The organism is Marinobacter sp. BSs20148, from assembly GCF_000283275.1.
GTDB lineage: Bacteria > Pseudomonadota > Gammaproteobacteria > Pseudomonadales > Oleiphilaceae > Marinobacter > Marinobacter psychrophilus.
Genome location: NC_018268.1, coordinates 3,031,828 through 3,056,757 on the forward strand (window position 1 = coordinate 3,031,828; position 24,930 = coordinate 3,056,757).

General features: G+C 54.0%; 26 protein-coding genes. 11 read left to right on the forward strand and 15 right to left on the reverse strand.

What is annotated here, in order from left to right; all coding sequences use genetic code 11:
• Position 1: 1 nt before the first annotated feature.
• The 3 genes from gloA to MRBBS_RS13795 form a co-directional block, all read right to left on the reverse strand.
• Positions 2-547 (reverse strand): lactoylglutathione lyase, encoded by a 546-nt coding sequence (gene gloA / locus MRBBS_RS13785; RefSeq protein WP_041635643.1) that lies wholly within the window; start codon positions 545-547, stop codon positions 2-4.
• Between the two features lie 242 nt (positions 548-789).
• The gene (locus MRBBS_RS13790) at positions 790-1,797 is read right to left on the reverse strand and encodes a rhodanese-related sulfurtransferase (protein ID WP_014872157.1); all 1,008 of its coding nucleotides are present in this window, start codon (positions 1,795-1,797) and stop codon (positions 790-792) included.
• A 153-nt stretch (positions 1,798-1,950) separates the two neighbouring features.
• Complete coding sequence (locus MRBBS_RS13795; RefSeq protein WP_014872158.1) at positions 1,951-2,679, reverse strand: DsbA family protein; 729 nt, start codon at positions 2,677-2,679, stop codon at positions 1,951-1,953.
• Between the two features lie 124 nt (positions 2,680-2,803).
• Between MRBBS_RS13795 and MRBBS_RS19455 the strand changes: the two genes are divergently transcribed.
• Positions 2,804-2,977 (forward strand): DUF6435 family protein, encoded by a 174-nt coding sequence (locus MRBBS_RS19455; protein ID WP_014872159.1) that lies wholly within the window; start codon positions 2,804-2,806, stop codon positions 2,975-2,977.
• A 54-nt stretch (positions 2,978-3,031) separates the two neighbouring features.
• Here the strand turns inward: MRBBS_RS19455 and MRBBS_RS13800 are convergent, their stop codons facing one another.
• Both MRBBS_RS13800 and MRBBS_RS13805 read right to left on the reverse strand, forming a co-directional pair.
• Positions 3,032-3,376, reverse strand: coding sequence for a chaperone modulator CbpM (locus MRBBS_RS13800; protein WP_014872160.1), 345 nt, complete (start codon positions 3,374-3,376; stop codon positions 3,032-3,034).
• 13 nt (positions 3,377-3,389) lie between these two features.
• Positions 3,390-4,343 (reverse strand): DnaJ C-terminal domain-containing protein, encoded by a 954-nt coding sequence (locus MRBBS_RS13805; RefSeq protein ID WP_014872161.1) that lies wholly within the window; start codon positions 4,341-4,343, stop codon positions 3,390-3,392.
• A gap of 185 nt (positions 4,344-4,528) precedes the next feature.
• Between MRBBS_RS13805 and MRBBS_RS13810 the strand changes: the two genes are divergently transcribed.
• A complete protein-coding gene (locus tag MRBBS_RS13810; protein ID WP_014872162.1) occupies positions 4,529-4,972 on the forward strand; it encodes a YtoQ family protein in 444 nt (147 codons plus the stop codon).
• Positions 4,973-5,041: 69 nt separating this feature from the next.
• Here the strand turns inward: MRBBS_RS13810 and MRBBS_RS13815 are convergent, their stop codons facing one another.
• Genes MRBBS_RS13815 through MRBBS_RS13830 form a run of 4 tightly spaced genes read right to left on the reverse strand, consistent with a single transcriptional unit; the run spans position 5,042 to position 7,224 of the window.
• Complete coding sequence (locus tag MRBBS_RS13815) at positions 5,042-5,425, reverse strand: DUF2750 domain-containing protein (protein ID WP_014872163.1); 384 nt, start codon at positions 5,423-5,425, stop codon at positions 5,042-5,044.
• Between the two features lie 43 nt (positions 5,426-5,468).
• Positions 5,469-6,380, reverse strand: coding sequence for a homocysteine S-methyltransferase family protein (locus MRBBS_RS13820; RefSeq protein ID WP_014872164.1), 912 nt, complete (start codon positions 6,378-6,380; stop codon positions 5,469-5,471).
• 51 nt (positions 6,381-6,431) lie between these two features.
• Positions 6,432-6,863 carry a DUF3010 family protein gene (locus MRBBS_RS13825; RefSeq protein ID WP_014872165.1) on the reverse strand — a complete coding sequence of 144 codons (432 nt, stop codon included), beginning with the start codon at positions 6,861-6,863 and terminating at the stop codon, positions 6,432-6,434.
• Positions 6,864-6,879: 16 nt separating this feature from the next.
• Positions 6,880-7,224 (reverse strand): PBPRA1643 family SWIM/SEC-C metal-binding motif protein, encoded by a 345-nt coding sequence (locus MRBBS_RS13830; RefSeq protein ID WP_014872166.1) that lies wholly within the window; start codon positions 7,222-7,224, stop codon positions 6,880-6,882.
• Positions 7,225-7,490: 266 nt separating this feature from the next.
• On the opposite strand from MRBBS_RS13830, the gene MRBBS_RS13835 reads away from it, so the two are divergent.
• Both MRBBS_RS13835 and MRBBS_RS13840 read left to right on the forward strand, forming a co-directional pair.
• The gene (locus MRBBS_RS13835) at positions 7,491-8,498 is read left to right on the forward strand and encodes a zinc-dependent alcohol dehydrogenase family protein (protein ID WP_014872168.1); all 1,008 of its coding nucleotides are present in this window, start codon (positions 7,491-7,493) and stop codon (positions 8,496-8,498) included.
• A gap of 87 nt (positions 8,499-8,585) precedes the next feature.
• A complete protein-coding gene (locus tag MRBBS_RS13840; RefSeq protein WP_014872169.1) occupies positions 8,586-9,206 on the forward strand; it encodes a flavin reductase family protein in 621 nt (206 codons plus the stop codon).
• A gap of 133 nt (positions 9,207-9,339) precedes the next feature.
• On the opposite strand, the gene MRBBS_RS19115 is transcribed toward MRBBS_RS13840, so the two are convergent.
• Complete coding sequence (locus MRBBS_RS19115; protein WP_014872170.1) at positions 9,340-9,516, reverse strand: CCGSCS motif protein; 177 nt, start codon at positions 9,514-9,516, stop codon at positions 9,340-9,342.
• Between the two features lie 257 nt (positions 9,517-9,773).
• On the opposite strand from MRBBS_RS19115, the gene MRBBS_RS13845 reads away from it, so the two are divergent.
• Both MRBBS_RS13845 and MRBBS_RS13850 read left to right on the forward strand, forming a co-directional pair.
• Complete coding sequence (locus tag MRBBS_RS13845) at positions 9,774-10,946, forward strand: MFS transporter (RefSeq protein ID WP_014872171.1); 1,173 nt, start codon at positions 9,774-9,776, stop codon at positions 10,944-10,946.
• A 231-nt stretch (positions 10,947-11,177) separates the two neighbouring features.
• Positions 11,178-12,395, forward strand: coding sequence for a polyhydroxyalkanoate depolymerase (locus MRBBS_RS13850; RefSeq protein WP_014872172.1), 1,218 nt, complete (start codon positions 11,178-11,180; stop codon positions 12,393-12,395).
• A gap of 170 nt (positions 12,396-12,565) precedes the next feature.
• On the opposite strand, the gene MRBBS_RS13855 is transcribed toward MRBBS_RS13850, so the two are convergent.
• Positions 12,566-13,624 (reverse strand): 2,3-butanediol dehydrogenase, encoded by a 1,059-nt coding sequence (locus MRBBS_RS13855; RefSeq protein ID WP_014872173.1) that lies wholly within the window; start codon positions 13,622-13,624, stop codon positions 12,566-12,568.
• Between the two features lie 33 nt (positions 13,625-13,657).
• Positions 13,658-14,653, reverse strand: a complete 996-nt coding sequence (locus tag MRBBS_RS13860; protein WP_014872174.1) for an NADP-dependent oxidoreductase — start codon at positions 14,651-14,653, stop codon at positions 13,658-13,660.
• A 421-nt stretch (positions 14,654-15,074) separates the two neighbouring features.
• Between MRBBS_RS13860 and MRBBS_RS13865 the strand changes: the two genes are divergently transcribed.
• Positions 15,075-17,096, forward strand: a complete 2,022-nt coding sequence (locus MRBBS_RS13865) for an oleate hydratase (RefSeq protein ID WP_014872176.1) — start codon at positions 15,075-15,077, stop codon at positions 17,094-17,096.
• Between the two features lie 52 nt (positions 17,097-17,148).
• On the opposite strand, the gene MRBBS_RS13870 is transcribed toward MRBBS_RS13865, so the two are convergent.
• Positions 17,149-19,035 carry a monovalent cation:proton antiporter-2 (CPA2) family protein gene (locus MRBBS_RS13870; RefSeq protein ID WP_014872177.1) on the reverse strand — a complete coding sequence of 629 codons (1,887 nt, stop codon included), beginning with the start codon at positions 19,033-19,035 and terminating at the stop codon, positions 17,149-17,151.
• Between the two features lie 169 nt (positions 19,036-19,204).
• Entirely contained in the window at positions 19,205-19,663 is a 459-nt protein-coding gene (locus MRBBS_RS13875) for a fasciclin domain-containing protein (protein ID WP_413540187.1), read from the reverse strand.
• 617 nt (positions 19,664-20,280) lie between these two features.
• Here MRBBS_RS13875 and codB point away from each other — a divergent pair.
• The 3 genes from codB to codA are packed head-to-tail and all read left to right on the forward strand — an operon-like array spanning position 20,281 to position 23,476.
• Entirely contained in the window at positions 20,281-21,564 is a 1,284-nt protein-coding gene (gene codB / locus MRBBS_RS13880) for a cytosine permease (protein ID WP_014872180.1), read from the forward strand.
• Positions 21,565-22,188: a PucR family transcriptional regulator gene (locus MRBBS_RS13885; RefSeq protein WP_014872181.1), complete on the forward strand. Its 624-nt coding sequence runs from the start codon at positions 21,565-21,567 to the stop codon at positions 22,186-22,188.
• 28 nt (positions 22,189-22,216) lie between these two features.
• The gene (gene codA / locus MRBBS_RS13890) at positions 22,217-23,476 is read left to right on the forward strand and encodes a cytosine deaminase (protein WP_014872182.1); all 1,260 of its coding nucleotides are present in this window, start codon (positions 22,217-22,219) and stop codon (positions 23,474-23,476) included.
• Between the two features lie 37 nt (positions 23,477-23,513).
• On the opposite strand, the gene mtgA is transcribed toward codA, so the two are convergent.
• A complete protein-coding gene (gene mtgA / locus MRBBS_RS13895) occupies positions 23,514-24,215 on the reverse strand; it encodes a monofunctional biosynthetic peptidoglycan transglycosylase (RefSeq protein WP_014872183.1) in 702 nt (233 codons plus the stop codon).
• Between the two features lie 63 nt (positions 24,216-24,278).
• Here mtgA and MRBBS_RS13900 point away from each other — a divergent pair, with 63 nt between their 5' ends.
• Positions 24,279-24,926, forward strand: a complete 648-nt coding sequence (locus tag MRBBS_RS13900; protein ID WP_014872184.1) for a DsbA family oxidoreductase — start codon at positions 24,279-24,281, stop codon at positions 24,924-24,926.
• The last annotated feature ends 4 nt before the right edge of the window (positions 24,927-24,930 follow it).

The window sequence follows — 24,930 nt, forward strand, 5'->3', positions numbered from 1 at the left end:
GTCAGTCTTTGCGCTGGTACTCAAGCATATCGGGCTGCAGAATTTCAATCCAGTAGCCGTCTGGGTCCTTGATAAACGCCAGGCCCTTCATCTTGCCGTCATCCGGCTTTTTCACAAAATCGACGTGCAAAGCCTCAAACCGATCACAAGCCGAGTAAACATCCGGTACTGCGATACCAATATGGCCAAAGCCTTGGGGCTGGTCGTTGCCGTTGTGGTAGGCAAAATCGTCGTCGTTCTCGGTGCCCCAGTTGTGGGTCAACTCCAACATGGCTTCGCGGCCAAAGGTGTAAGTGGTGCGATAGGCATCGTCGGTCGGGACGGTGCTGGCCTGACGCTCATCCAGATACCCCAGAAAATACAGAGTGAACTTCATCTCCGGAAAGTCCAGTTTGCGGACCAAACGCATACCCAGAACCCGACTGTAAAAATCCAGGGATTTTTGAGGATCTTTTACTCGTAACATGGTCTGGTTAAATACGAAGCCTTCGGTTTCTGGCACCGGCTCATGATGAAGTCCGGGCGCCTGTTCAAAGTGTTTTGGCATGATAAAAACCTGTTGGTAAGCCGCGCAACGCCTATAAGCACGCAGCCAATGAATGGCAGGTGTATAAGGTTGGTTGTGATCTATTGAAGGCTTTTCAAGGTTAACCCTTAAATCGGCCATGTCACTTTTACGCGCCTAACGTGAGTTCTTACGCTGTGAACCAGCCTTGTGAAAAACATCAAACGCGCCCAAAAGCGTCGAAGCCGACACCCAAAGCGCGGGCTAAAAGCTCTAGCAGACGATCAGGAACGGGCTTTTTCACCTTCCAGACTGAGTTTGGCCTGACGTGCGCGCTCAACCTGCTTGCGTTTTTTGCGTTCAGCAACAACGCGGGCCGCATCGCCTCCCACGTGAACTTCTCCACGCTCTTCGGCCAGACGCATTTGCCGTTCACGCTCGGCAAAGCGCGCCTTTTGAGACTCGGTTGATACACCAGCGCACTGATGACAACTCACGCCTTTGTTATATTCCGGCCGCAGCTTGTCATTTTCAGTGATCGGGCGACGGCAGGCGTGGCACTGGTCGTACTCGCCACGCTCAAGACGATGATTGACGGTAACCCGATCATCAAATACGAAACATTCACCTTCCCACAAGCTTTTCTCTTCCGGCATCTCTTCCAGGTACTTTAAAATGCCGCCTTTTAAGTGATAAACCTCGTCAAAGCCCTGCTCTTTCATATAGGCAGTCGATTTTTCACAGCGGATACCACCGGTGCAGAACATGGCGACTTTCTTGTGCTTGGCCGGATCAAGGTTCTGTCTTACGTATTCGGGAAATTCGCGAAACGTATCTGTAGCGGGATTGAGGGCGTTTTTGAAGGTGCCAATTTCCACTTCATACTGGTTGCGGGTATCAACCAGCACCACCTCAGGATCGGAAATCAATTCGTTCCACTGCTCGGGGTTCAGGTAGGTGCCCACGATGCGCTTTGGATCAATGCCTTCAACGCCCATGGTGACAATTTCTTTCTTCAGCTTGACCTTGGTGCGCTTGAACGGCTGCTCGCCGACAAACGATTCCTTGTATTCAATGCCGGCAAAACGGTCATCGTTGTTAATCCAGGTCTTTACCGCATCAACGCCCTCACGGCTGCCGGCTACGGTGCCATTAATGCCCTCGCCGGCCAACAATAATGTGCCATGCACACCCCTTGCCAGCATCAGGTTCAGCAGCGGCTGGCGAAGGGCCTGGTAGTCGTTCAAAACCGCGAATTTATACAGCGCACACACAACAACGGAATCAGTCATAGCAATCTCCTGCGGGCCGGATCGTAAATCCGGAGCATGGTTGGGGTAGTCGGGTATTCAAACAAGGGGGGTGATTTTAGTCAATTAAGGCGATGGATCAAGTCAGGAGTGGCCGCAGCAGTGCAATGCTGCGGCCAGGTATCACCAAAAAAGTCAGCGGATGATAGTCAGTTCGCGTTCCACCACAGCCGACAGCTGCCCCCAGCCCGGGCGGGTCAGGACGATGTTATCGACCATCACAGTGGGCGTGCTGACCACTCGCAGCTGGGTTGCCACTTTGGCGCTTTGTTCGATGGCCTCGCGGTGCAGTTCGGTAGCCATGCAGCGGCTGAAGCGATTTTCACTCAGGCCAAGGTCGCTGGCATAGCGGGTAAACGTTGCCTGCGGATCTGATACGCCTGCCCAGGCCGATTGATTGCTGTACAGTGCCTCGTGCATGGACCAAAAGGCGTTCTGGTCGCCCGCGCAGCGAGCGGCCTCGGCAGCCGGCATGGCGTTAGCGTGCTGTGATAACGGCAGCTCAAAGTACACAAAACGCACCTTACCGCTTTCCACGTACTCTTTTTTCAAGCGTTGGCTAGCGTCGGCGAAGCGGGCGCAGGCCGGACACTGATAATCCGCAAATTCCCGCACCACAACCGGCGCATCAGCGGCACCCACTGAAACACCAAATTTGTCCAACTCGGCTGGAAAATCCGGCGTACCTTGTTTTGCAACTGGCAGCTCATCGGAATCCGGCGACGGGCCAGACATTATAAAAAACAGGCCTATCAACATGGCGACGACCATCAAAGTCATAACACCCAAGGCCAGCGAGCGCTTGCTAGCCGGTTTACGAACCGCAGCGGAACCGCTGTAATGGCGACGTTTTGCTTCACCCATGAAAACCAACTCCGTTGTGTATTAAACGCTTAGCAGTAGAGCATAACCGGTAGTGCCGGCCTAGTCATCGGATTCGATGTATTTGCCGTATACACCTAAAATTCTATCAACCAAGGAGGAATCAATGTTGGGATTCTTTAAAAGCGATCCAAAGAAAAAATTGCAAAAAGCTTATGAGGCCAAGTTAGAGAAAGCATTGCACTCTCAGCGCAATGGTGATTTACGCACCCACAGCACGTTAATGGAGGAAGCAGAAAAGCTGTATGCGGAAATTCAGGCGCTCGAAAAGAGCACCTGAACTCGAGAGAATGGCGCCACTGTTATGAACACGCGCCCTCTATTGTTGTGTCGCCTATTCCCCTGATAACTGCCGCAGACGCTGGTTCAGGCGGCTCACTTCCCTACGCATTTGCTGAACTTCATCCAGCAAATCGAGCGATACGGCCAGACCCGGCAAATTCAGTTTCAGATCCTGCTGCAATCTCAGGGCCCGCTGCAGGCGTGTTAAGGCCATCACATCGAATTGCCAGTCCAGTGGAAAGTGGTGCTCTTCGATGGGCGATAGAATGCCGTAATTCACCAGCTTAATCACGAATTCTGCGTGGCATTCACCACGTTCGCAAACCTCGTGCAATGTAAACAAGCCACCGTCGGCATCGGTAATTTCGACAGTCAAAGTACGGTCTTGTCTGCTCATCCCAAACCTCCGGTTACACGTGCAGTTTGGCGCGTGGGTTGAAGTCTTTTTCAGCGTCTGCCAGCTGTTGGTAAATGGCCAGCGCTTGTTCCGAATGCTCCTCAGCTAGCGTCACCTGCAAAGTCACAATCTGATCTCCCACGTGCTTGCCAGGCAAGCCTTTGCCTTTTAGGCGCAGTTTGCGACCGCTGGAAGAACCTTTCGGTACCTTCACACTCACTTTACCACCGACCACCGGCACAGCAATGCTTGCACCTAACGCACCCTCCCACGGGCTGATAGGCACAGTGATCAGTACATCGTTTCCTTCTACTGTGAACTGCGGATGGGGCGCCAGCTCCACTTCGATAAATAGGTCCCCGGCGCTGGCACCACCCACACCGGGCGAGCCCTGGCCTTTCAGGCGTATGTGCTGACCCTCGCGCATACCGGCGGGAATTTTGACCTTGAGGGTTTTCTGCCGCGCCACTAAGCGGCCACGCTCGTCTGCATCGTGAACAGCGAACGACACCTGTTTATCGCAACCGTTGTAGGCTTCTTCCAGAAACAGCGCCAGGCGGGCATGAATGTCTTCACCGCGCACGCGTATGTTCTGACGAAAACCGCCGCCACCGGTTTGCTTGCCACGGCCAAACATCTGCTCGAAAAAATCGCTGAACTGGCTGGAATCGGCCTCGGTGTAGCCACCGCGACCAAAACCGGACTCACTCTGCCAGCCAGGGGGTGGCTGAAATGAACCGTCAGGTTGGGCGCCGTATTTGCGTAACTGGTCGTATTCGGTGCGTTTTTCCGGGTCCTTCAGAACTTCGTAGGCTTCACCAACATTTTTGAACATGTCATCGGCGTTGTCTTCCTTGCTCACGTCCGGATGATATTTCCGCGCCAGTTTGCGATAGGACTTTTTAATGTCTTCGGGAGAGGCAGACTCGCTCACACCGAGCACGGCGTAATAATCTTTGAAATCCATAGATTTCCTCGCAGCGGCTCGAAGATGATTGTCCTACTATCTATCATCGGCCCAAACGGGAAAATTGCAAGTGAGTCCTAGGTGTTAAAGGCGTGAAATGAATCCCGCCGCCCACTCACGTATGATGAGGTCTCGTTTATTGGCACCGCAGTTAATCTGCTCAATTATTACCTCAGGAGAATCCCATGATCTGGACTGTCTATCTTTCTGGCGAAATTCATACAGACTGGCGTGAACAAATTGAGGCGGGCGCAGAAGCGGCCGGTCTGCCCGTCGAATTCACCGCTCCGGTCACAAACCACGCAGCCAGCGATGCGGCAGGCGATATGCTGGGCAAGCCCGATGTGGCGTTTTGGCGCGATCACCAATCCTCTAAAGTAAACGGCATTCGCACGAAAACGATGTTGGAACAGTGCGACCTTGCCGTGATTCGCTTCGGTGACAAGTACAAACAGTGGAACGCCGCTTTTGACGCCGGGTTCTGCGCCGCCATGGGCACGCCTTACATTACCCTGCACAACGACGACATTGTTCACCCGCTGAAAGAAGTGGACTCCGCCGCCATGGCGTGGGCACAGACGCCAGAACAGGTGGTTGAGGTTTTGAAATACGTGACTGCGGCTGGGTAAAAATAGGATCGGGGACAGATTTGAAATCTGTCCCCTAGCTTTGGGATTTAAATCTGCCCCCCACCTTACCTAAAAGCTCGACATCTCTTCTTGCAGGTCACGCTTTAATTCTTCTGGCGAGGTTATCCACAAAGTACCGTCTGCGCCGGGGAACACACCTACTTCCAACTTGTCTTTGGTCAGGCCCGGTACCCATTTTTTGAAAAAGTCTGGCAGGGAAATGCTCTTCGGGGTCAGATCGTCTGATCCCTTGGCGTACTCCGCGGCGAATTCGGCGCTGGGCCACACCGGCACGTGCGCCACGCCTTCCTCTTCTGAAACAAGTTTCAGAAAACGGTTGTCGGTATTGATCAGTATCCAGATATCCCGCTCTTCAAGCACAGCGCTCAAAAAGTAGTCGTAGCGCTCTTCGCCGTTCATTTCGAGCACGTCGGTTAATTCGTTACTGCTCATAAAAATTCCATCAATTTAAAAATTTAAACTCGAGTTTTCTTGCTCAGGAGTTTGGCTCCGGCCACTGGGAGAACCGAATAAACTCATAGTCGTCCGCAAGCGTCTCTACAATGTGCCGCACATGCTCCGGTGTAATCTCGCAGCAGCCGCCAATAACTGTTGCCCCATCAGCTAGCCACTGGCGCACATGGGCCACATAGGCCTGTGGAGAAATATCTTCCCGCGCCTCCAGGGCATCCACTAAACCACCCCTCGCCATAGCCTCCACCGACTTAAAGGCGTTGGCATAACCACCCACGCAGGGGTGCAATTTAACCAGCTCGGGCATGGCAGCAGAAATCAATTCGGGGTCACAGCAATTGAGCATTACCGCCGTAGGTGAGTACGGGGAAACGGCGGAAACCGCCTCAGCCAGGGTTTCACCAGACCTTAGTTTGCCGTCTGCCTCAAGGCGAAACGCGACGGAAAAAGGCTTGCCCAACTCGCTCGCAGCGGCACAGGCCGCACACGCTTCCAGGGTATTGGTCATGGTTTCAATCAGCAGAACGTCAGCCACGGCCTGCTGCTTTACCAGCACCGAGTATTCATCCCGCAAATCCTCAAACGAACGCGCGGGCTGGCCCTGATAACTTCCGGCCAGGGGCGGCAGGCAACCTGCAATATCCACGCATGCGCCTGTGGCTTTTACAGCCTGCCCCAGCAATTCGAACGCATGTTGATGTATGGTCGCCAACTGCTCCAACTGGCCGTGCTGAAGCAAACGGGACGGCGTGGCGGCATAAGTGTTGAGGGATAACGTTTTGGCGCCAGCGCGGATAAAGTCGGAGTGCACCGCGGTAACCACGTCTGGCTGCTCGTGCATAACCGCAACCGACCATAGCGCTGAACTAACGTTGGCAGCACGCCGATAAATCTCTTGGCCGAGGCCACCATCAAGAAGCACTACAGGGCGCATAAAACGGTTTAACTCCTCAAAATAAAAATATGAACTTGAGCATTGCTGGCGTTACTTTGCCATATGCCCCACATAAGCCGCTGTAAATGCGGTTTCCTGAAAAATCTTCAAACCGGTGTCTGCAAACGGAACAGGCAAAGGATTCGATGAGAGCGTCGATTTAATCAGTGCAGACGGAAGCAGAACAACCCCAACGTCAGCACCGGTCATTAATTGAATAGCGGCTTCTAACTTGAAGCTGACGGCACCGCCAGCGAACTTGCCTTTTGGCATACGCTCTTTAATAGCCACTCTATTAACGTTGTGCTCCGTCAAAAACGCCACGAACGATACCTGAAACTCCTGCAAATCAGCACGGGTATGGTTTTTCTTCAAACTTAACTTACGAACCTTACTGTCTGGCAGACTGAAATGCCCCTGATCCAGGTTCAGCAAACACACCACAGCATCGCTGCCGGTTAATTCAACACCACAAACGCGCATACAATATCCCCGCGGCTTAACCGCAGCACTTTTTGAATTTAACACCGCTGCCGCAACTGCAAGGATCGTTTCGGGCCGGTACCTGAGCCTGCGTTACGGTTACGCCCTTGTCCAGAATGGTCGTTAGCTCGGCAATGGATTCAACCGCATCCGCGCTTTCATCTACCGTAATGTTGGCGAACAGATCTGCTTCAGCCACCAGAGCTTCAACTTCCTGCTTTCGTGCTTCACTGGTAACAACCAGCGTTAACGGGAACTTCTTACTACCCGGCTTCTTGCTGGCATTGGTCTGAAAACCGCCGCGCGCCGTGTGGTGCTGACGGGCATCCTGCCGGCCTTTAAAAAAGAACTTGTCGGACATGCTGCTATCTCTGATGGGTAAAAACGATGTGCCCGAGCCTATAAACGCAGGTTGCTGTCGGGGGAAAATGGTTTTAACACGGTTATCGAGCGGGATATATAGTAGATGGTGGAAAATACGATGTTGTTTGGCGCATTTAAGGTGCGTAAACAGGAAAACTCTCTGCTGGCTCCCGCGGTACACGTGTTCATTATCATTAGCCAAAAGACTTCAGTAAGCTTCAGGCTCAAAGACGACACCCGCAGCAGCAATCAAAGGCCATTAATATGAAAAGCATTACCCTTTCAAGCCCCGGCGGCCTGGAACGCCTTAGCCTTAACAATAGCGCGGAACCCGGTGCGCCAGGGCCTGGCCAAATGCGGGTCCGCATTCATGCCTGCTCTCTTAACTATCACGATTATGCAGTGGTTGTTGGGGCCATCCCAACCGAAGACCAACGCATCCCCATGGCGGATGGCGCGGGCGTTGTGCAGGCCATCGGTGAAGGTGTCAGCGAATTCAAGATTGGCGACCATGTGGTGTCAACCTTTTTCCCTGAGTGGTTGAATGGATCTGCCCCCATTGATAATTTCAGCACCACGCCCGGTGACGGCCAGGATGGTTACGCTCGCGAACAGGTCGTGCGCTCAACCAACTGGTTTACCCACGCACCCAAGGGCTATACCCATGCTGAAGCAGCCACCCTGACCACTGCTGGTTTAACAGCATGGCGAGCACTGGTCGTTAATGGTGGTTTAAAAGCAGGCGATACCGTGCTCACGCTGGGCACCGGTGGGGTGTCTGTGTTTGCACTGCAGTTCGCCAAGTTGATGGGCGCGCGAGTTATTTCCACGTCGTCTTCAGACGAAAAACTGGAACGGCTAACAGCGCTGGGTGCAGATCACACCATCAATTACAAAACAACGCCGGCTTGGGGCGCGCGAGTCCAAGAGCTGACAAACGGCGTGGGTGTTGATCACGTTATCGAAGTAGGTGGCCCTGGCACTCTTCCGGAATCCATCGATGCCGTTCGCATTGGCGGCCATATCGCGCTTATAGGCGTACTGACCGGCCGGGCTGGCGATATTCCCACCGCAAAACTGATGGCGAAGCAGGCTCGACTGCAAGGCTTGATTGTGGGCAGCCGAACCCATCAGCAAGAAATGATTCGCGCGATTGAAGTGAACGGCATGCACCCGATTCTTGACCGGTCTTTTGCGCTGGAGGAAATCGCTGAGGCTTTTCGCCATGAAGAATCCGGCAAGCACTTCGGAAAGATCTGCCTGGAATTCTAATACGGACGCCTGGTTTAACCGGCCACTCCTAACGGTGGTCTGGTTACACCCATGCGTAAAGCACGAGTTTGTTGTCAGGAGTTTGTTATGCCCGAAGATATACACTTCTACGAACCCGCCAAAGGTCACCGACTTGCACACGACCCATTCAATGCCCTGGTGGCCCCGAGGCCGATTGGATGGATTTCTACGAAAAGCCGTGACGGCGCGCTTAATCTTGCGCCTTATAGCTTCTTCAACGCCTTCAACTATGTTCCCCCAATCGTCGGATTCTCCAGCGTCGGCTACAAAGACTCCGTGCGTAATGCGGAAGAAACCGGTGAGTTTTGCTGGAATCTGGCGACTCGTCCTCTGGCCGAAGCCATGAACCAAACCTGCGTCGCTGTAGGACCTGACGTCGATGAGTTCGCTCTTTCAGGGCTGACACCGAAGCCTTCGCGGATTATCTCTGTGCCGCACGTGGCGGAAAGCCCGGTAACATTTGAATGTCGGGTCACGCAGATTATTCAGTTGGCAGGCGTCGACGGCCAGAAAGTCGATACCTGGATGGTGTTCGGCGAGGTGGTGGGCGTGCACATAGCGCAACATCTGCTGCGGGAAGGCGTTTACGATACGGCAGCGGGCGAACCCATTCTTCGCGGCGGCGGACCGGCGGACTACTTTGCAGTGAACGCGTCGCAAAAATTTCAGATGCATCGGCCGAAATAAATCAGCCCCGACTTAACCGGAGTGCGTTAAATTTCGCTGCGTTAAAGATAGCGGCCCTAACATCAAGAAGGTGCAAACAGTTCGCGCGCGCTTTTGCACCCTTAGTCATTCAAAAAGCGATACCGCTATCGGCTTACGAGCAAGAACCACAGCAAACGCCCGGGTCGCCGTGCTTACCTTTCTTTTTGGGCGCCATCTCGGCGTCAACAGCGGCTTCTTCTTGTGCTTTTGGGTCAAAGTGCTGAGCTGAATCAGCTTGCACTGACTCGGCTTTTTTTCCTTTGAATACGTCTTTAAATGATTGAACCATTGGATTGCACCTTGACTGCGATCTTTAACATTTATTTATAATGAATCTTATTGGTTGGACCAAAAGTAGTCAAGAGGTTCTTTGCCCGCGGGGCGTGCTGCGTTAAAAAAACGCTAAAACCCGGCTTCCATTCATAGAGGGGCTTCTGCGACCTATGTACAATGCTCCTCACGCTAATTCTTTGTTGCGAATCAACCTTTCGAAACCTTCACTAGACCATTATGCAATCATCAACGACGAACACAGACCCTCATAGCTTGTCAGCATTTCTGGTATTTCTCGGCGCCGCCTTCGCATTCAGCGTGGTGATGATCGGTACCACCATGCCAACTCCGCTTTACCCCATCTATCAGGATGCTTTCGGGTTTTCCCAGTTGATGATTACCATTATTTTTGCCGCGTACGCCTTCGGCGTCATTGCAGCGCTGGTCATCACCGGGCGCTGGTCTGATCAGCTAGGGCGCCGGCCGTTGCTGTTTGCCGGCATCGCGTGTTCGATTATCAGCGATTTGGTATTCTGGCAGGCCGACGGGCTAGTAATGATTCTTGTGGGCCGTGTCCTATCCGGGCTCTCGGCAGGTATTTTTACCGGCACCGCGACCGTGGCCGTGCTGGAACTGGCACCACCGCACTGGCGTGAGCGGGCCACATTTTTTGCCACCGCCGCGAATATGGGCGGATTGGGCCTTGGCCCTATGCTTGCGGGCGCACTTTCACAATACCTGCCCTCTCCACTGCAATTAACCTACTTGATACACATCGCGCTTGCCCTTCTGGCATTCATCTGCATCTGGCGAGCCCCCGAAACCGTAACAAGACCAACTCAGCCAAAGCTGTCACTTCAGCGCCTGAATGTGCCCCCGGAAGTACGCGGTGTGTTTGTGCCCGCCGCCATCGCGGGCTTTGCTGGTTTTGCGGTTTGTGGCTTCTTCACCTCGATAGCGCCAGCGATGATGGGCAATGTGCTGGGCTATGATAACCGTCTATTGGTCGGCGTTGTAGCGGGCAGTATCTTTATTGCCTCAACACTCGGCCAGTTCCTGCAGGATAAACTGCCGCTGCGCCAGCGTTTACCCATCGGGTGCGCCACGCTCGTTGCTGGCGTGACGCCCGTAGCGCTCGGTATCTATTCTCAGTCGCTCACCCTGTTCATGGCCGGTGCAGTCATCGCTGGCATGGGCCAGGGAATCGCTTTTCGCGCCGGCCTGGGCGCTATAAACGCTGCTTGTCCGCCGGCGGAACGCGCCGCGGTAACCTCAACCTTCTTTATTGTTGCCTACATCGCCATCTCAGTACCGGTGATTGGCATCGGCTTGATGGCCAGCCTGCTCAGCCTTAAGGCAACCGGTATTATCTTCTCCGTCTTCGTTGGCGCAATGGCAGCCGTGGCATTGCTGATTCTTCTATGGCGTGATTACCGTACAAACTGATGGGTAGAAAAGGCGTGCCCGTAAAACCCGTAGTGGGCACAAAATTTGCTTACTACCCAACAAAATATGCTAGGTTATTAGTGACTACTCCCCCAAGAATCACCGGGGCACAGACGCTGTCCAAACCGTACTTTTACCGGGGCAACGCCCAGAAAATGACCATCGGGTGGTGTATGAGCCAAGAAATCTGCTCGATAATACCGCAACCCAGAACTCAAGCAGGACAAACACATGATGTACTTTGTTCACGAGATAGGCCGCGCTGCGATGAAGCCTATGCGCATGGTCACCAGCGCCCATAGCACCTTGCTCCAACACCGCCTGAGCCCCTTATCCCGCATTCCCGGTTCACGCAGCATTGCCTCGGCTTACGATGTGTTCGGAGATCTCACCCGTCGTTACTCGAAACCGGCTTTCAATCTGCCTACAACCCTCTGTGACGGCCAGCAAGTCGACGTTCATGAAGCCATCTTATGCCGCAAACCGTTTGCGCAGCTCAAACACTTCCAACGTGACGTAGCGCGGCCCGATGACCCAAAACTGCTGATCGTCGCGCCGCTGTCCGGCCACTTTGCCTCGCTCTTGCGCGGCACCGTGGAGGCCATGTTGCCGGATCATGACGTGTACATTACCGACTGGCGCGATGCCTGCAAGGTTCCGCTGTCAAAAGGCGATTTTGGCCTTGATGATTACATCGACTACGTCATTGACTTCATTGCCCACCTGGGGCCAGACACCCACGTACTGGCCGTCTGCCAACCAGTGGTGCCAGTGCTTGCAGCCACCGCCATCATGGCCGAGGATGGCCACCCCGCCGCACCTCGCTCGCTGACGTTGATGAGCGGCCCCGTCGACGGTCGGGTTGACCCCACCGCGCCGTGTAAAGTGGCCACCCAACACAATCTGGCGTGGTTCAAGCGCAATCTGGTTCACTCGGTACCCGCACCCTACCCCGGAGCCATGCGCAAGGTTTACCCCGGATTTCTTCAGCTGACCGGGTTTGTAAACATGAATTTCGACCGCCACGTTGATGCGTATCGCGGGCTGTTCAGATCCATTCGCGACAACGAGACCGAGAAGGTCAGCCGTCACCGTGAGTTCTATAACGAGTACCTGGCGGTAATGGATTTACCAGCCACCTATTATCTCGACACCATAGAACGCGTTTTTAAGGAATTTCATCTAGCCCGGGGCTGTTTCAAACACCGCGGGCGCCTGGTGAACCCGGCTGCTATTCGTAACACAGCTCTGATGACTGTCGAAGGTGAGAAAGACGACATTTCGAGCCCCGGACAAACCCGGGCCGCGCAAGATCTGTGCGTCAATGTACCAGACTCCCGCCGACTGCATCACCTGCAACCAGACGTTGGCCATTACGGCGTCTTCAACGGCAGTAAATGGCGCGAATCCATTGCGCCGCGGTTACGGGACTTCATCCGCGCCGCCTGAGCGGTTGATGTATGCCGAGTCTTTATAATGCAGAAAGACAGCGTGTGAGCGCTTAAAAAAAGCTAGGTTATAGCCCCTATACTTATTAGCTATAACTTAGCTTTAACCAAAGCTTTCAGCAATTTTCATACGATCTAAATAACTGTGAATTTCTTATATAACGACGTCTGTTATGTCTGAACAATGATCTTCACGGCTGACTCATTGTTGTGAATCAGCCTCTCGAAACCTTCAGCCACCAAATCATCAAGTTTAATTCGTTGGGTAATGAAAGGTTCCAAATTAACTTTGCCTTCCTCTACCAGCTTAATGGTTTCTGCATGGTTGTTTGCGTAAGCAATGGTTCCACGCACGTCCAGTTCTTTCATCACAACGCTGTGTACATTCACCGTCGCTGGGTGGCTCCAAATCGATACAATAACAACGGTCCCGCCCGGTTTTGTCGTCTCTACCAGCGTATCCAGCACTTCATTGATGCTGCTGCACTCAAAAGAAACATCCACACCCCGATCTTTGGTAATTTTCATAACCTCTTCGGTTACGTTGACTTCGGAGGGATCCAAAACATAATCCGCAACGCCGGTTTCTTTCGCTTTTTCCTTACGCTTTGCGCTCAACTCCGTGAGGATAACGGTTATACCCTTAGCCTTTAACACAGCCCCCAATAACAGGCCAATAGGCCCGCCACCGCCAACCAGAGCAATATCACCGGCCTTAGCGCCACTGCGAACAAACGCATGATAGCCAACCGTAAGAGGTTCAATCAAAGCGGCTTGATCGAGGGGAATGGCGGCAGAAATCGGATGCACCCAGCGACGCTTGACTGCGATTTTTTCGGATAAGCCGCCACCGTTGCCACCAAGGCCAATAAAGTTCATGTTTTTGGACAACTGGTAACTCTGACCCGGGCCCGTGTCTACATCATCCGCAATAATATAAGGTTCAACCACAACGTGCTGACCGATTTCAATATCGTCTACACCGTCACCAACAGCATAAACCACACCTGAAAACTCATGCCCCATTGTTATTGGCGCAGATTCCCCTGAGACCGGATGGGGGTGGCCGCACGGCGGAATAAAGATGGGCCCCTCCATAAATTCATGCAAATCGGTACCACAGATACCGCACCAGGCTACATCTATGCCCACAGTGCCGGGTTCTATCGTCGGTTCGGGGATATCTTCAATCCGGATATCCCCTTTGTCATAAAAACGAGCAGCTTTCATTTCAATCTCCTTGCTTTTAATTGAAAAGAAACACTAGATCTTCACCATCAACTTGCCCTTGTTACCACCGCTCAGGAACAGGTTCAGGCCGTCCATAGCCGACTCCAGTCCCTCCAGAACGTGGGTTCGATATTTGATATCGCCGTTCTGAACGTAAGGGGCCAGTTTAGCTTGCAGCTCCTGCGCCTTGTGCATGTGGTCAGGCATAGTGAAGCCTTGAATGGTCAGGCGCTTTTTGATGATACGCATCCAGCTTGGGCCAGGGCGTGGGGTTTCGGCGGTGTAATCGGCAATCATCCCGCACACCACAATACGGCCGTGCGCATTCATGCGGTCGAACACGCAGTGCTGAATCGGGCCACCGGTGTTTTCGAAATACACATCAATGCCACTCGGCACCAGTTCATCCAGTTTCGCGTTCAGGTCGTCGGTCTTATAATTCACGGCACCGTCGAAACCAAGCTCGTTAACAATCCAGTCCGCTTTCTCCTGGCTGCCAACGACACCAATAACCCGCAGGCCTTCAGCTTTGGCCAGCTGGCCAACAATCGAGCCGACCGAGCCAGCCGCTCCGGACACTACCAGCGTTTCACCCGACTTGGGATGGCCACAGCCGAACAGCCCCTGAGTGGCGGTCAGCCCCGGCAGTGCAAACACCGCCAGCGCCATTTCCGGTGGTATTTTTTTATCCACCTTGTTGATGCCTTTGCCGTCGGTCAGAGCCATTTCCTGCCAGCCGAACATTCCTATCACCTGATCGCCCACGGCAAAATCAGCGTGCCTGGATGCAACCACCTCACCAACGCCGGATGAACGCATCACCGTCCCAAGTTCCACCGGCGGGATGTAGCTGTCGGTGTCGCCTGTCATCCAACCCATCATGGCCGGGTCCATAGACATGAAAGCTTGCTTGACCAGAAACTCGCCGTCGCCAGGTTCCGGCACGGTTTTTTCCACCACCTCGAACAGCTCCGGTCCCGGTTTTCCCTTGAGGTGTCTCACCAAATTGATCACTTTGTAGGTACTCATAAACAAGTCTCTCCTATGATAATTAGCGGGATTCTTATCAGCGCTTGATGAGTAAACTCTAACGCAGCCAGCGTCGAAATCGCATTGCCATAAAGACACAAACAAACGATTCAAGAACGATGACGGGAAAACCTGATGCAAGTCAAAAATCTGTACTGGTTTTCCCTGTTGCTTTGGTCAATCGCCGGACTCAGAACAATACGGGCTCGTTGTCACAGTGAATGCCGACGAATTCCGAGCACTGGATCACGTTGGGCGGCGGGGTGTACGCTACAAGCGCGTATAATGAACCCCGGAAGATGGCAAATCGGCTTGGGTGTACCGGCTGACGGAGCCGTATCGGCTGGAGTTTTCAGAAGAAATTTCCGATTGACCCATAAGACCGCTGGCCGCACGCAGCCGTTCAAGGAAGGAGAACAACATGCCCCGCCGTAACCCACCCCGTTTCGATACCTCACGCCTGAAAACCCACATTGACGCCATGGCAGAGCAAACGGTGGAGGTATCTCCGGACGCCTCGTCCCGGCACTTGCACAATGGCGTGGATACCCCATTGCCACCTGCGGATCTGCATGGGAGCTATGTCAATCATCGCCCGCTGCCAACCGAAGGCGTCGACAAACGCCATGCCTACATTATTGGCAGTGGGATCGGCGGTCTGTGCGCAGCTTTTTTTCTGGTTCGTGACGGTCACATGCCGGCAGAGAATATCACCATTCTCGAGTCCCAAAAGGTCGAGGGAGGCGCACTGGACGGCGCGGGCAATGCCGAGGAAGGCTACATCGTCCGCGGTGGCCGCGAAATGGAAGCGACTTACCAGAACTTCTGGGACGTTTTCTCGGAAATACCGGCACTCGAGCTGCCAGCACCCTTCACCGTACTCGACGAATACCGGATCGTTAACGACGCCGACAAGAACTGGTCAAAAGCCCGGCTTCTGGAAAAACAGGGCCAGATCCGTGACTCCGCAACCATGGGCCTCAGCCGCCTGCAACAGGTTGAACTGGCTAGGCTTTTTCTAGCTCGCAAGGAAGATCTGGACGACATTACGGTTGAAGAATGGTTTAGTGAAGGCTTCCTGAACAGCAACTTCTACACATTGTGGCGCACCATGTTCGCCTTCCAGAACTGGCATTCCGTGCTTGAAATGAAGCTATATATGCACCGTTTCCTGCACCTTCTGGACGGCCTGAATGATATGACCGCCCTCGTTTTTCCCAAGTACAACCAATATGACAGCTTTGTGCGCCCGTTGATGGGCTGGCTGATAGCGCAAGGTGTTAACGTTCAGTACGACACCGTTGTGCGTGACCTGGAGATGGATATCCGAGGCGAATCCAAAACCACCACTGCGATTCTCTGCCGCACCACTGATGGCGAAAAGACCATCAAGGTACGACCGCGTGACCTGGTATTCGTAACCATCGGCTCAATCGTCGAAGACACCGCCTACGGAACGGATGACACAGAGCCCAAACTGCAGGTGAACCAGCCAGATCCGCGGATCGGCTCAAGCTGGCAGCTTTGGAAAAAGCTCGCCGAAAAATCCCCCGACTTCGGGCGACCCGAGAAATTCTGTGCCGACGTACCGAGCTCAACCTGGGAATCGGCAACACTGACGTGCAAACCCTCCCCCCTGACCGAGAAGATCAAGGAACTGGCGGTCAACGACCCCTATTCCGGAAAAACCGTAACCGGCGGCGTCGTGACCTTCACTGACTCCGCCTGGCTGATGAGCCTGACCGTCAACCGCCAGCCACACTTTCTGGACCAGCCCTCTGACGTAATCGTGCCTTGGGTTTATGGGCTGTTCATGGACAAGCCCGGCGATTATGTGAAAAAACCTATGCCGGAATGCACCGGCGAGGAAATCCTGACCGAACTGTGCTATCACCTCGGGCTGATCGATCAGGTCGGCGACGTCATGGCCGCGACCATAGTACGTTCCGCGCTGATGCCCTATATCACCGCTCAATTCATGCCCCGTGCTCAGGGAGACCGCCCTTGGGCGGTGCCGGCAGGCTCTACCAACCTCGCCTGCCTCGGCCAATTCGTTGAAACCCATAACGACGTGGTGTTTACCCTCGAAAGTTCCGTGCGTACGGCACGCATCGGTGTTTACAGCCTGCTGGGCATCAAGAAGCAGGTACCGGACATTTACCCGGGCCAATACGATATCCGCCGCCTGCTACGGGCAACACGCACACTGAACAATGACGAGGCCGTTCTCGGCGAGGGCCTGCTGCGCCTGTTTCTGGAGGGGACCTATCTCGAAAACATCCTGCCCCTTGGTCCCAACGAAACACCCGATGATCTGAAAGGTACCGGTATGTTCGAGCAACAACTGAACCATTTGCGTGGGTTGCTTGAGGGCAAACATTCACTGGCGACCGCGAAGGGATGGCTCCAGGGAGCGATCAATAATTTCCGCAAACGGCACTGAGCGAGCACGCTAACGTTTTTCTGTCAGGTTCATGTGGAGATGTTTCGGGCTTTTAATCCTCACCTGGGGGCGTCCATACAGGAACATCCCCAGGCTTTGGTGCTTCCCAGTCCCCCTGCATGGAAGTGCTCAACGCTTCTTCGAGCTTCATGAAAAGCTCGCCATAGCGGGGGCTGAAGTTAATGCCTTCCTCGATTTCTTTCCAGGCTTCAAATAACTCTGCGTCGTGGGCCCGCTCATTTTCAACGAATGCCCAGGTCATCTGTTTTGCCCGCATGGGGTGCACGCCCATCGCCGTAAGCGCATAGCCACCCAATTCCAGAGCAGAGTGATAGGTTTCGCTCATCACATCATCAGCACCCGCCTCCAGAAGCTGATATCCATGGCCACGGTCGAAGGCACGCGCCAGTACCCACACACCCGGGAAGAACTTCTTCACATGCTTCACCATTGCCACAGCGCGGTCTCGATCATCAATCGCCACAATCAACAGACGTGCCTGTTCAATACCCGCTTTTTCCAGCAAATCGGGACGACTGGCATCCCCAAAAAAACTCTTGATGTTGATTCGTCGAACATTTTCAATCTGCTCGAACTCATGGTCGAGCACGACGATGGGAACGCTGTTAGCCCGCAGTAAACGGCAGACGATCTGCCCAAACCGCCCCACGCCAGCCACGATAACAGGGGCTTGCTCGTCAATGGTGTCAGCATCCCTGTCATCGTTTTGTGAGCGTCGGTAACGCGGCAGCACAATACGGTCGTAAACGATAAACAACAGAGGTGTAAGGAACATAGACAGCGCGACAACCAGAGAAAGAATCTGGGAAATTTCTAGTGGAATTACATCGCTTTGCACACTGTAGGTGAGCAACACAAAACCGAACTCACCTGCCTGCGCCAACCCCAGAGTAAATAGCCAGCCGTTGCTGCTGTGAATCCCGAACATCTTCGCAAGCGCAAATAGAATAAGCGCCTTGACCGCAATAACCGCCGCGCCCAAAGAAACGATGGCGCCCCACTCGGCCAGCAACACCTCGAAGTTAATTCCAGCACCCACAGTAATAAAAAACAGACCCAGCAACAGACCTTTGAACGGCTCGATGTTGGCTTCCAGCTCGTGGCGAAACTCGCTGTTGGCCAAAACTACACCTGCCAGAAAAGCCCCCAAGGCGGGCGAGAGGTTAACAACACTCATGAGTGCCGCAATACCAATAACCAACATCAGCGCCGTGGCGGTGAAAACCTCTCGTAACCCGGACTTCACCACATAACGAAACAACGGGCGGCTCAGATAATAGCCGCCAACAATGACGGCAGCCACCGCGCCGACAACAACAAGGGCATGAGCCCAGCCCGGAAGGCCAGCCACCAGGCTCAGGCCCGCGTCTTGGATGGACCCAGAGGTGGAATTACCTTTCAATCCTGGCAATGCCAACAGCGGAATCAGGGCTAGCATGGGAATAACGGCGATGTCCTGGAACAGCAACACAGAAAATGTATTGCGGCCGCCTTCCGTCTTCGACAGCCCTTTCTCGTCCAGGGTTTGCAGCACAATGGCCGTAGACGACAGCGCGAAAATAAGGCCAACGGCCAGGGCCGTCTGCCACTGAAGCCCAAACCACCAGGCCCCAGCCATACCTGCGGCCGCCGTCAACGTAACCTGAAGACCGCCGAGCCCCAATAAGCGAACCCTCATGGCCCAAAGCGTTTTCGGATCGATTTCCATACCGATCAGAAATAGCATCATGACAACACCGAATTCCGCAAAATGCTGAATAGTGCTGGTTTCCTGTCCCACCAGACCCGTAACCGGCCCGATCACCACGCCAGCAACCAGGTAACCAAGTACCGAGCCCAGGCCGCAGCGCTTTGCCAAAGGCACTGCAATCACCGCAGCCAAAAGGTAAATAAACGCCTGAATGAAATAGGCCGTCATGGTTGGGTCACAATCCTGCTGACAGACATCTGATGCAATCGCCCTTCTGCAAAGTGGTCCGTCACGATGCCTGACTGTCGGTTAAGAAAAAACCAATATTATTCTTAACCAAAAAAAAGACGGCCGCAAAGGCCGTCTTTTTTCTATTCAGTCTCTTTCAGTTCTGGAACTACGGCATCAGCACCGTATCAATCACGTGCACTACGCCATTAGACTGCATCAAATCTGCCGCCACCACTGTGGCCATATTTCCTGCTGAGTCCTCGATCATCAACGAGTCACCCTGCAGGCTGAACGTAAGCTCGCCGCCCTGAACCGTGACTATTGATGCCGATCCACCACCATCCTGAACCATCTTAATGGCTGCCGCAGCAGGCGCTTCGATCGCCAACACGTGATAGGTCAGAATCGATTGGAGTTGTTCTTTATTCTCTGGTTTCAACAATGTTTCGACGGTGCCTGCGGGCAGTTTCGCAAACGCTTCGTTGGTGGGTGCAAATACTGTGAAAGGACCTTCTCCGGAAAGCGTTTCTACCAAGCCGGCTGCTTTGACCGCAGCAACCAACGTACTCAGGCTGTCTGTCTCTACCGCTTTTTCTACAATATTCATTTTATCCATTTTGCCCATCGCATGATTTTCAGCGAAAGCTGGCAAGGCAACGACTGCAGCGCCCAACATCAGCGAAGAAATTACAAACGACTGTACGATTCCTGTTTTTTTCACGTCATCATCCTCTGTTCTGCTTCAGTTAATTACTGCTATGTTTACGGACACTTGACGGTGGCGGATTCTGACGATCAGCTTAAATTGATTAACTTTTATACAGACAAAGATATTAGAGCTCAATTTTGAAAGATCCAGATCTGTTACCAAGCAGGGCATTTTTTATGAAAAATAGATCTATCCCGATACCTCAGGATTTTAATCCATGGCTAGGGGCTACCAAACCTGAAAACCCTCAGGCTTCATAAACAACTCGCCACATTAGGGGGTGAAGTTAATGCCTTTCACGATTTCAATCCAAGCCTTAAACAGCTGTACACCCTCGCACCATTGCCGTCATTTACCACAAAAACTGCACCGATGAGGCGCACATCAATCCTGAAAAACACGTACAGCGACACCCGATTGTGCATTTTGCACAACGCCTCCGCAGATTTCCGGTGCCTATCCCTGCCTAAACCGGCTCTGGCACGAAGGTTGCCAACAATCAACGTGTTTACTCACGATACGGAGAGATCGCCATGACCACGCAGGCAACCCCAAAAGAGCAGGACTATCCTTTAAGCCCGGTGCCTATGGATCAACGCAAAAGCGTCTGGTCCATGGGGCTGGTTCTTCTTGGTTTCACCTTTTTCACCGCGACCATGTGGGCCGGTGGCAGTGTGGGCGTCGCGTTTGACTTCTCAACCATGCTGCTAATTCTGGCCGCAGGTAATCTGCTGCTCGGAACCTACGCCGCCGTGCTGGGCTACATTGCCGCGGAAACCGGTTTGAATACTGCACTGATGAGCCGTTTCACCTTTGGTGAAATAGGCAGTAAGCTTTCGGACATTATCCTCGGCTTCACTCAAATTGGCTGGTACGCCTGGGGCACTGCGACCATGGCCATCCTTCTGGTAAAATTGACAGGCCTGCCAGAAAGCCTGACGACACCGTTGATGGTCGTGTTCGGTTTCGGCTTCTGCATAACCGCTTTTATTGGCTACCGTGGCCTGGAGTGGCTGTCACGCATTGCCGTGCCCGCGATGATCATTCTGGTCGCCGTCAGTATGACCATCGCCACCTCTGATGCCGGTGGCCTTTCAGGCTTGCTGACCATTACCCCAACCGACAACATGACCGTCGCCGCCGCCATCACTCTGGTGTTCGGAACTTTTGTCAGCGGCGGCACCCAGGCAACTAACTGGACCCGCTTCGCTAAATCCGGAAAGACCGCCGTATTTGCTACGTTGCTGGCCTTCTTCCTTGGCAACGGTCTGATGACCCTGATCGGTGCCTTTGGAGCCCTGGTGTATCAGCAAGCTGATATTGTCGACATCATGGTGACCCAAGGTCTGGCAACGCTCGGTATCCTGATGCTGTTCCTGAACCTCTGGACCACGCAAGACAACACCGTTTATAACTTTGCCATTGCAGGCTGCAACCTGGTGCGTACCCGTCGGCGCAAACTGGTAACGATTGCCGGTGCTTCCATTGGCACCGTGCTGGCCGTCATGGGCATGTATGAATGGCTGATTCCCTTCCTGATATTGCTAGGTACGTTTATTCCACCCATTGGCGGGGTGATCATGGCCAGCTATTTTGTTGGCTATAAGCGCCAGTACCCGGCTCTGGGTGAGGTGACGCTGCCCGCTTTTAACGTAACCGGCCTTGCTGCCTATGCCATTGGTTCGGCTGCGGCATACACGTCGCCCTGGATCGCGCCCATTGTGGGTGTTCTTGTGGCCGCCCTGAGTTACAGCGTGATTCTGGTGGTCAGCCAGGGCGTGCGCGAGCGCCGGGCCCAACTTATGGGTGCCGCGTAAGTGCCACTGCGATGCGACGAAATCCCCAAACTTCCCGGCCTGGGCGCCATTCGGCTCCGGGGCGGGAGCGCGGCGGCAAAAAACCCGGTGCGCTGGCCTTACGTGGCGGAAAACCGCTCGTTCAAAAGCTGGGTAAAAGGCGGCGAGCTGGTGTTTGTCACCGGTATCAGCCGGCATCGCAGTCCCGAGAACCTGGCGGAATGCCTGTACGAGGGCAAAGAGTGCGCTATATCAGGCTTGGTGGTACTCACCGGCGATGCGTATATCGGCCACCTACCGAACACTCTGTGCAAACTGGCCGATGACCTGGCCATCCCGCTGTTCGAGCAGCCCTATTCCTTGCCTATGGTGGCGGTTAGCGAAACGGTTGGCAGGGCCATCGTCTGGTCCGAACAGGCCGCTGGGCATACGTTCGATGCCGATACCCTGGCCGGTTCCGCAGACCTACTAAACGCCTGGATTGCGTGCCGGGGTAACCAGCTCGCCATGGCGCAAACACTTGGCTGCCATAGAAACACCGTGCGCAATCGAATGAACCAACTGAGCCACAATCTGCCTGGGGAAACTGACTCCACAGACCACTTCAAAATACGGTTAATGGCTCATTTGCTGTTACAGCCATAACCGCACCGAGCGATCACCCGGAGACACCATGACGAAAACATTAAGTGCCATCGTAAACGCCCGCTTACAAGGCCAGGAGGGCCTGCACCGGCTCACCATCGCCAATGGCCGTTTCGCCGAAATCATCGTCCAACCCGAGCTGGTAGCGGGTACAGACAGCGAACTGGATGCTGCCGGCAATCTGGTCACCCCGGCCTTCGTGGAACCTCACATTCATCTGGACGCTTCGATGACCGCAGGCGAACCCCGCTGGAATCAGAGCGGCACTCTATTCGAAGGCATCGAGTGCTGGGCGGAACGCAAGGCTACCCTGAGCCGTCAGGATGTTATTAACCGGGCCACCCGAACGTTAAAAATGTTCGCGGCCCACGGCATCCAGTATGTCCGTACCCATGTCGACGTAACCGACCCGAGCCTGACCGCGCTCAAGGCCATGCTGGAAGTGCGCGAGCTGGTAGCCGGTTTTGTCAACTTACAAATTGTGGCCTTTCCCCAGGAAGGTATCTGGTCTTTCCCGAACGGCCGCGAACTGATGGAAGAAGCCATACGCCTTGGTGCCGATGTGGTTGGGGGCATTCCTCACTTTGAGTTCACGCGGGATTACGGCACCGAATCCGTTCGCTGGCTGATGGAGCTCGCCCACAAACACGACCTGCTGGTCGACGTTCACTGTGACGAAATCGATGATCCCGAATCTCGGTTTCTGGAAGTGCTCGCCGCTGAAGCCCTGCGGCTGGATTACGGCTCCCGGGTTGCCGCCAGCCACACCTGTGCCATGGGCTCCTACAACGACGCCTACTGCAGCCGGCTGTTTCGGTTGCTGAAAAAATCCGGCCTGCGATTCCTCTGCATGCCGACAGAGAACCTGCACCTGCAGGGCCGGTTCGACAGCTATCCAAAGCGCCGCGGCATCACCCGCGTCCCCGAACTGCTGGACGCCGGCCTGAAAGTCGCCTTCGGCCAGGACTCCATCCGCGACCCCTGGTACCCCATGGGCAATGGCAACCTTCTGCGCACTCTTGATGTGGGATTGCACGCCTGTCACATGCTGGGCATGAGCCGGATCGATCGCTGCCTGGAACTGATCACCGACAACGGTGCAGCCGCCATGAACTTGAAAGAGTATGGCATTGCCACAGGGCTACCGGCACGGTGCGTTGTACTTCAGGGGCAGACGCCTTATGAGGTTTTGCTGGGACAGCATCCGGTTTTAGCGTCTGTTCGGGATGGTAGAGTGTTGCTTCACAGAGAAGCGATAAATCAGGAGGCTGGTTTGGTGCTCCCGTAAAAACCTGAGGCCCTCTTTAGGGAAGCCCTGGTACTGATTAGTCGTCTAGCCCGCGCAGGTATTGCAGCCCGGACAACTGTTCCATTTGGCCCCGGATCCACGCAATCCGACCCCATACATAGGCTGAAGGTTGTGCGGCACTGAGCACTTTCGGGTTCGGAAGAACCGCCGCAAGCTTGGCAGCCTGCGTTTGCGACAACTGGCTGGCTGGAATACCGAAATACCGCCTGCTGGCCGCTTCCACGCCGTAAACCCCGCGGCCAAATTCCGCAATATTCAGGTAAACCTCAAGGATTCTGCGCTTCGGCCAAAGTGCATCAATGGCAATCGCCAAGCCGGCCTCCAGAGCCTTGCGAACAAAGCTGCGACCATTCCAGAGGAACAGGTTTTTAGCGGTTTGCTGAGTGATCGTGCTGGCGCCACGCAGGCCCTGCCCCCTCTTGTGCTCTGAAACGGCTTGGCGGATAGCGGCAAAATCGACGCCATGATGTTCAGGGAATCGCTGATCTTCGCTGGCAACCACCGCCAGCGGCATCCACGGGGAAATATCCGATAGCGCCACCCACTTTTGCTGAAGCTCAGGGTTTGTATCTGTCACCAGATAAGCCAACACAAACGCAGAAGTCGGCGGATTCACGAATCGGAACAACAGTATCACCAACAACACAAACAGCACACAGCCGGCAAGGAACCCGGTAAGGCGGCGGAGCAATTTTCGAATCAATGATTGTCGGGCCACGATTTTATCTTCACGCTGTTTTGGGTCAGAATCAAATCTGAACAGAAACTGGAGGAACTTTCCATGAAACACGTAACGATTGATATTGTGTCAGACATCGCCTGCCCGTGGTGTGCAATTGGCTATGCACGGCTGGAAAATGCCATGGACCAACTGAAAAACGAAATGGATTTTGCCATCGAATGGCACGCTTTCGAGCTCAACCCGGACCCATCAGGCGACGGCGAACCGATACTCCCGGCGCTGAGCCGAAAATATGGGCGCAATGAAGACGAAATGAGGGCAAATCAGGCCCAGATGATAGACGTCGCCCACAGCCTCGGCCTGAATTTCGAAAAACTGCAGGAACGCTATACCCGCAATACTTTTGATGCTCATCGATTGGTGAAGTGGGCTGGGCAGCACAACAAGCAGACGGCGATGAAACAAGCATTTTTCGAAGCCTATTTCGGCCGCGCCGAAAACATCGCCCAGGCGGACGTTCTTGTTCAATGCGTGGAGCAGATTGGCTTGAACGGTTCTGAAGCCCGAGAGGTTCTTACATCAAACCGGTATTCCGATGAGGTAAGACAAGACGAGGCTAAATACCAGCAAGCTGGGGTCTCAGCCGTGCCTGCCTATATCGTTAATGGCAAATATATGATTTCTGGTGCCCAGGAACCGGAAACGCTGGTCACAGCCTTGCGGGAGATCGCAGCGGAGCCGGTCTAGGTCT

Bases quoted from the DNA above. Each gene is read 5' to 3' on its own strand.
- gloA (WP_041635643.1), bottom strand. From the start codon at position 547: ATGCCAAAACACTTTGAACAGGCGCCCGGACTTCATCATGAGCCGGTG.
- MRBBS_RS13790 (WP_014872157.1), bottom strand. From the start codon at position 1,797: ATGACTGATTCCGTTGTTGTGTGTGCGCTGTATAAATTCGCGGTTTTG.
- MRBBS_RS13795 (WP_014872158.1), bottom strand. From the start codon at position 2,679: ATGGGTGAAGCAAAACGTCGCCATTACAGCGGTTCCGCTGCGGTTCGT.
- MRBBS_RS19455 (WP_014872159.1), top strand. From the start codon at position 2,804: ATGTTGGGATTCTTTAAAAGCGATCCAAAGAAAAAATTGCAAAAAGCT.
- MRBBS_RS13800 (WP_014872160.1), bottom strand. From the start codon at position 3,376: ATGAGCAGACAAGACCGTACTTTGACTGTCGAAATTACCGATGCCGAC.
- MRBBS_RS13805 (WP_014872161.1), bottom strand. From the start codon at position 4,343: ATGGATTTCAAAGATTATTACGCCGTGCTCGGTGTGAGCGAGTCTGCC.
- MRBBS_RS13810 (WP_014872162.1), top strand. From the start codon at position 4,529: ATGATCTGGACTGTCTATCTTTCTGGCGAAATTCATACAGACTGGCGT.
- MRBBS_RS13815 (WP_014872163.1), bottom strand. From the start codon at position 5,425: ATGAGCAGTAACGAATTAACCGACGTGCTCGAAATGAACGGCGAAGAG.
- MRBBS_RS13820 (WP_014872164.1), bottom strand. From the start codon at position 6,380: ATGCGCCCTGTAGTGCTTCTTGATGGTGGCCTCGGCCAAGAGATTTAT.
- MRBBS_RS13825 (WP_014872165.1), bottom strand. From the start codon at position 6,863: ATGCGCGTTTGTGGTGTTGAATTAACCGGCAGCGATGCTGTGGTGTGT.
- MRBBS_RS13830 (WP_014872166.1), bottom strand. From the start codon at position 7,224: ATGTCCGACAAGTTCTTTTTTAAAGGCCGGCAGGATGCCCGTCAGCAC.
- MRBBS_RS13835 (WP_014872168.1), top strand. From the start codon at position 7,491: ATGAAAAGCATTACCCTTTCAAGCCCCGGCGGCCTGGAACGCCTTAGC.
- MRBBS_RS13840 (WP_014872169.1), top strand. From the start codon at position 8,586: ATGCCCGAAGATATACACTTCTACGAACCCGCCAAAGGTCACCGACTT.
- MRBBS_RS19115 (WP_014872170.1), bottom strand. From the start codon at position 9,516: ATGGTTCAATCATTTAAAGACGTATTCAAAGGAAAAAAAGCCGAGTCA.
- MRBBS_RS13850 (WP_014872172.1), top strand. From the start codon at position 11,178: ATGATGTACTTTGTTCACGAGATAGGCCGCGCTGCGATGAAGCCTATG.
- MRBBS_RS13855 (WP_014872173.1), bottom strand. From the start codon at position 13,624: ATGAAAGCTGCTCGTTTTTATGACAAAGGGGATATCCGGATTGAAGAT.
- MRBBS_RS13860 (WP_014872174.1), bottom strand. From the start codon at position 14,653: ATGAGTACCTACAAAGTGATCAATTTGGTGAGACACCTCAAGGGAAAA.
- MRBBS_RS13865 (WP_014872176.1), top strand. From the start codon at position 15,075: ATGCCCCGCCGTAACCCACCCCGTTTCGATACCTCACGCCTGAAAACC.
- MRBBS_RS13870 (WP_014872177.1), bottom strand. From the start codon at position 19,035: ATGACGGCCTATTTCATTCAGGCGTTTATTTACCTTTTGGCTGCGGTG.
- MRBBS_RS13875 (WP_413540187.1), bottom strand. From the start codon at position 19,663: ATGGGCAAAATGGATAAAATGAATATTGTAGAAAAAGCGGTAGAGACA.
- codB (WP_014872180.1), top strand. From the start codon at position 20,281: ATGACCACGCAGGCAACCCCAAAAGAGCAGGACTATCCTTTAAGCCCG.
- codA (WP_014872182.1), top strand. From the start codon at position 22,217: ATGACGAAAACATTAAGTGCCATCGTAAACGCCCGCTTACAAGGCCAG.
- MRBBS_RS13900 (WP_014872184.1), top strand. From the start codon at position 24,279: ATGAAACACGTAACGATTGATATTGTGTCAGACATCGCCTGCCCGTGG.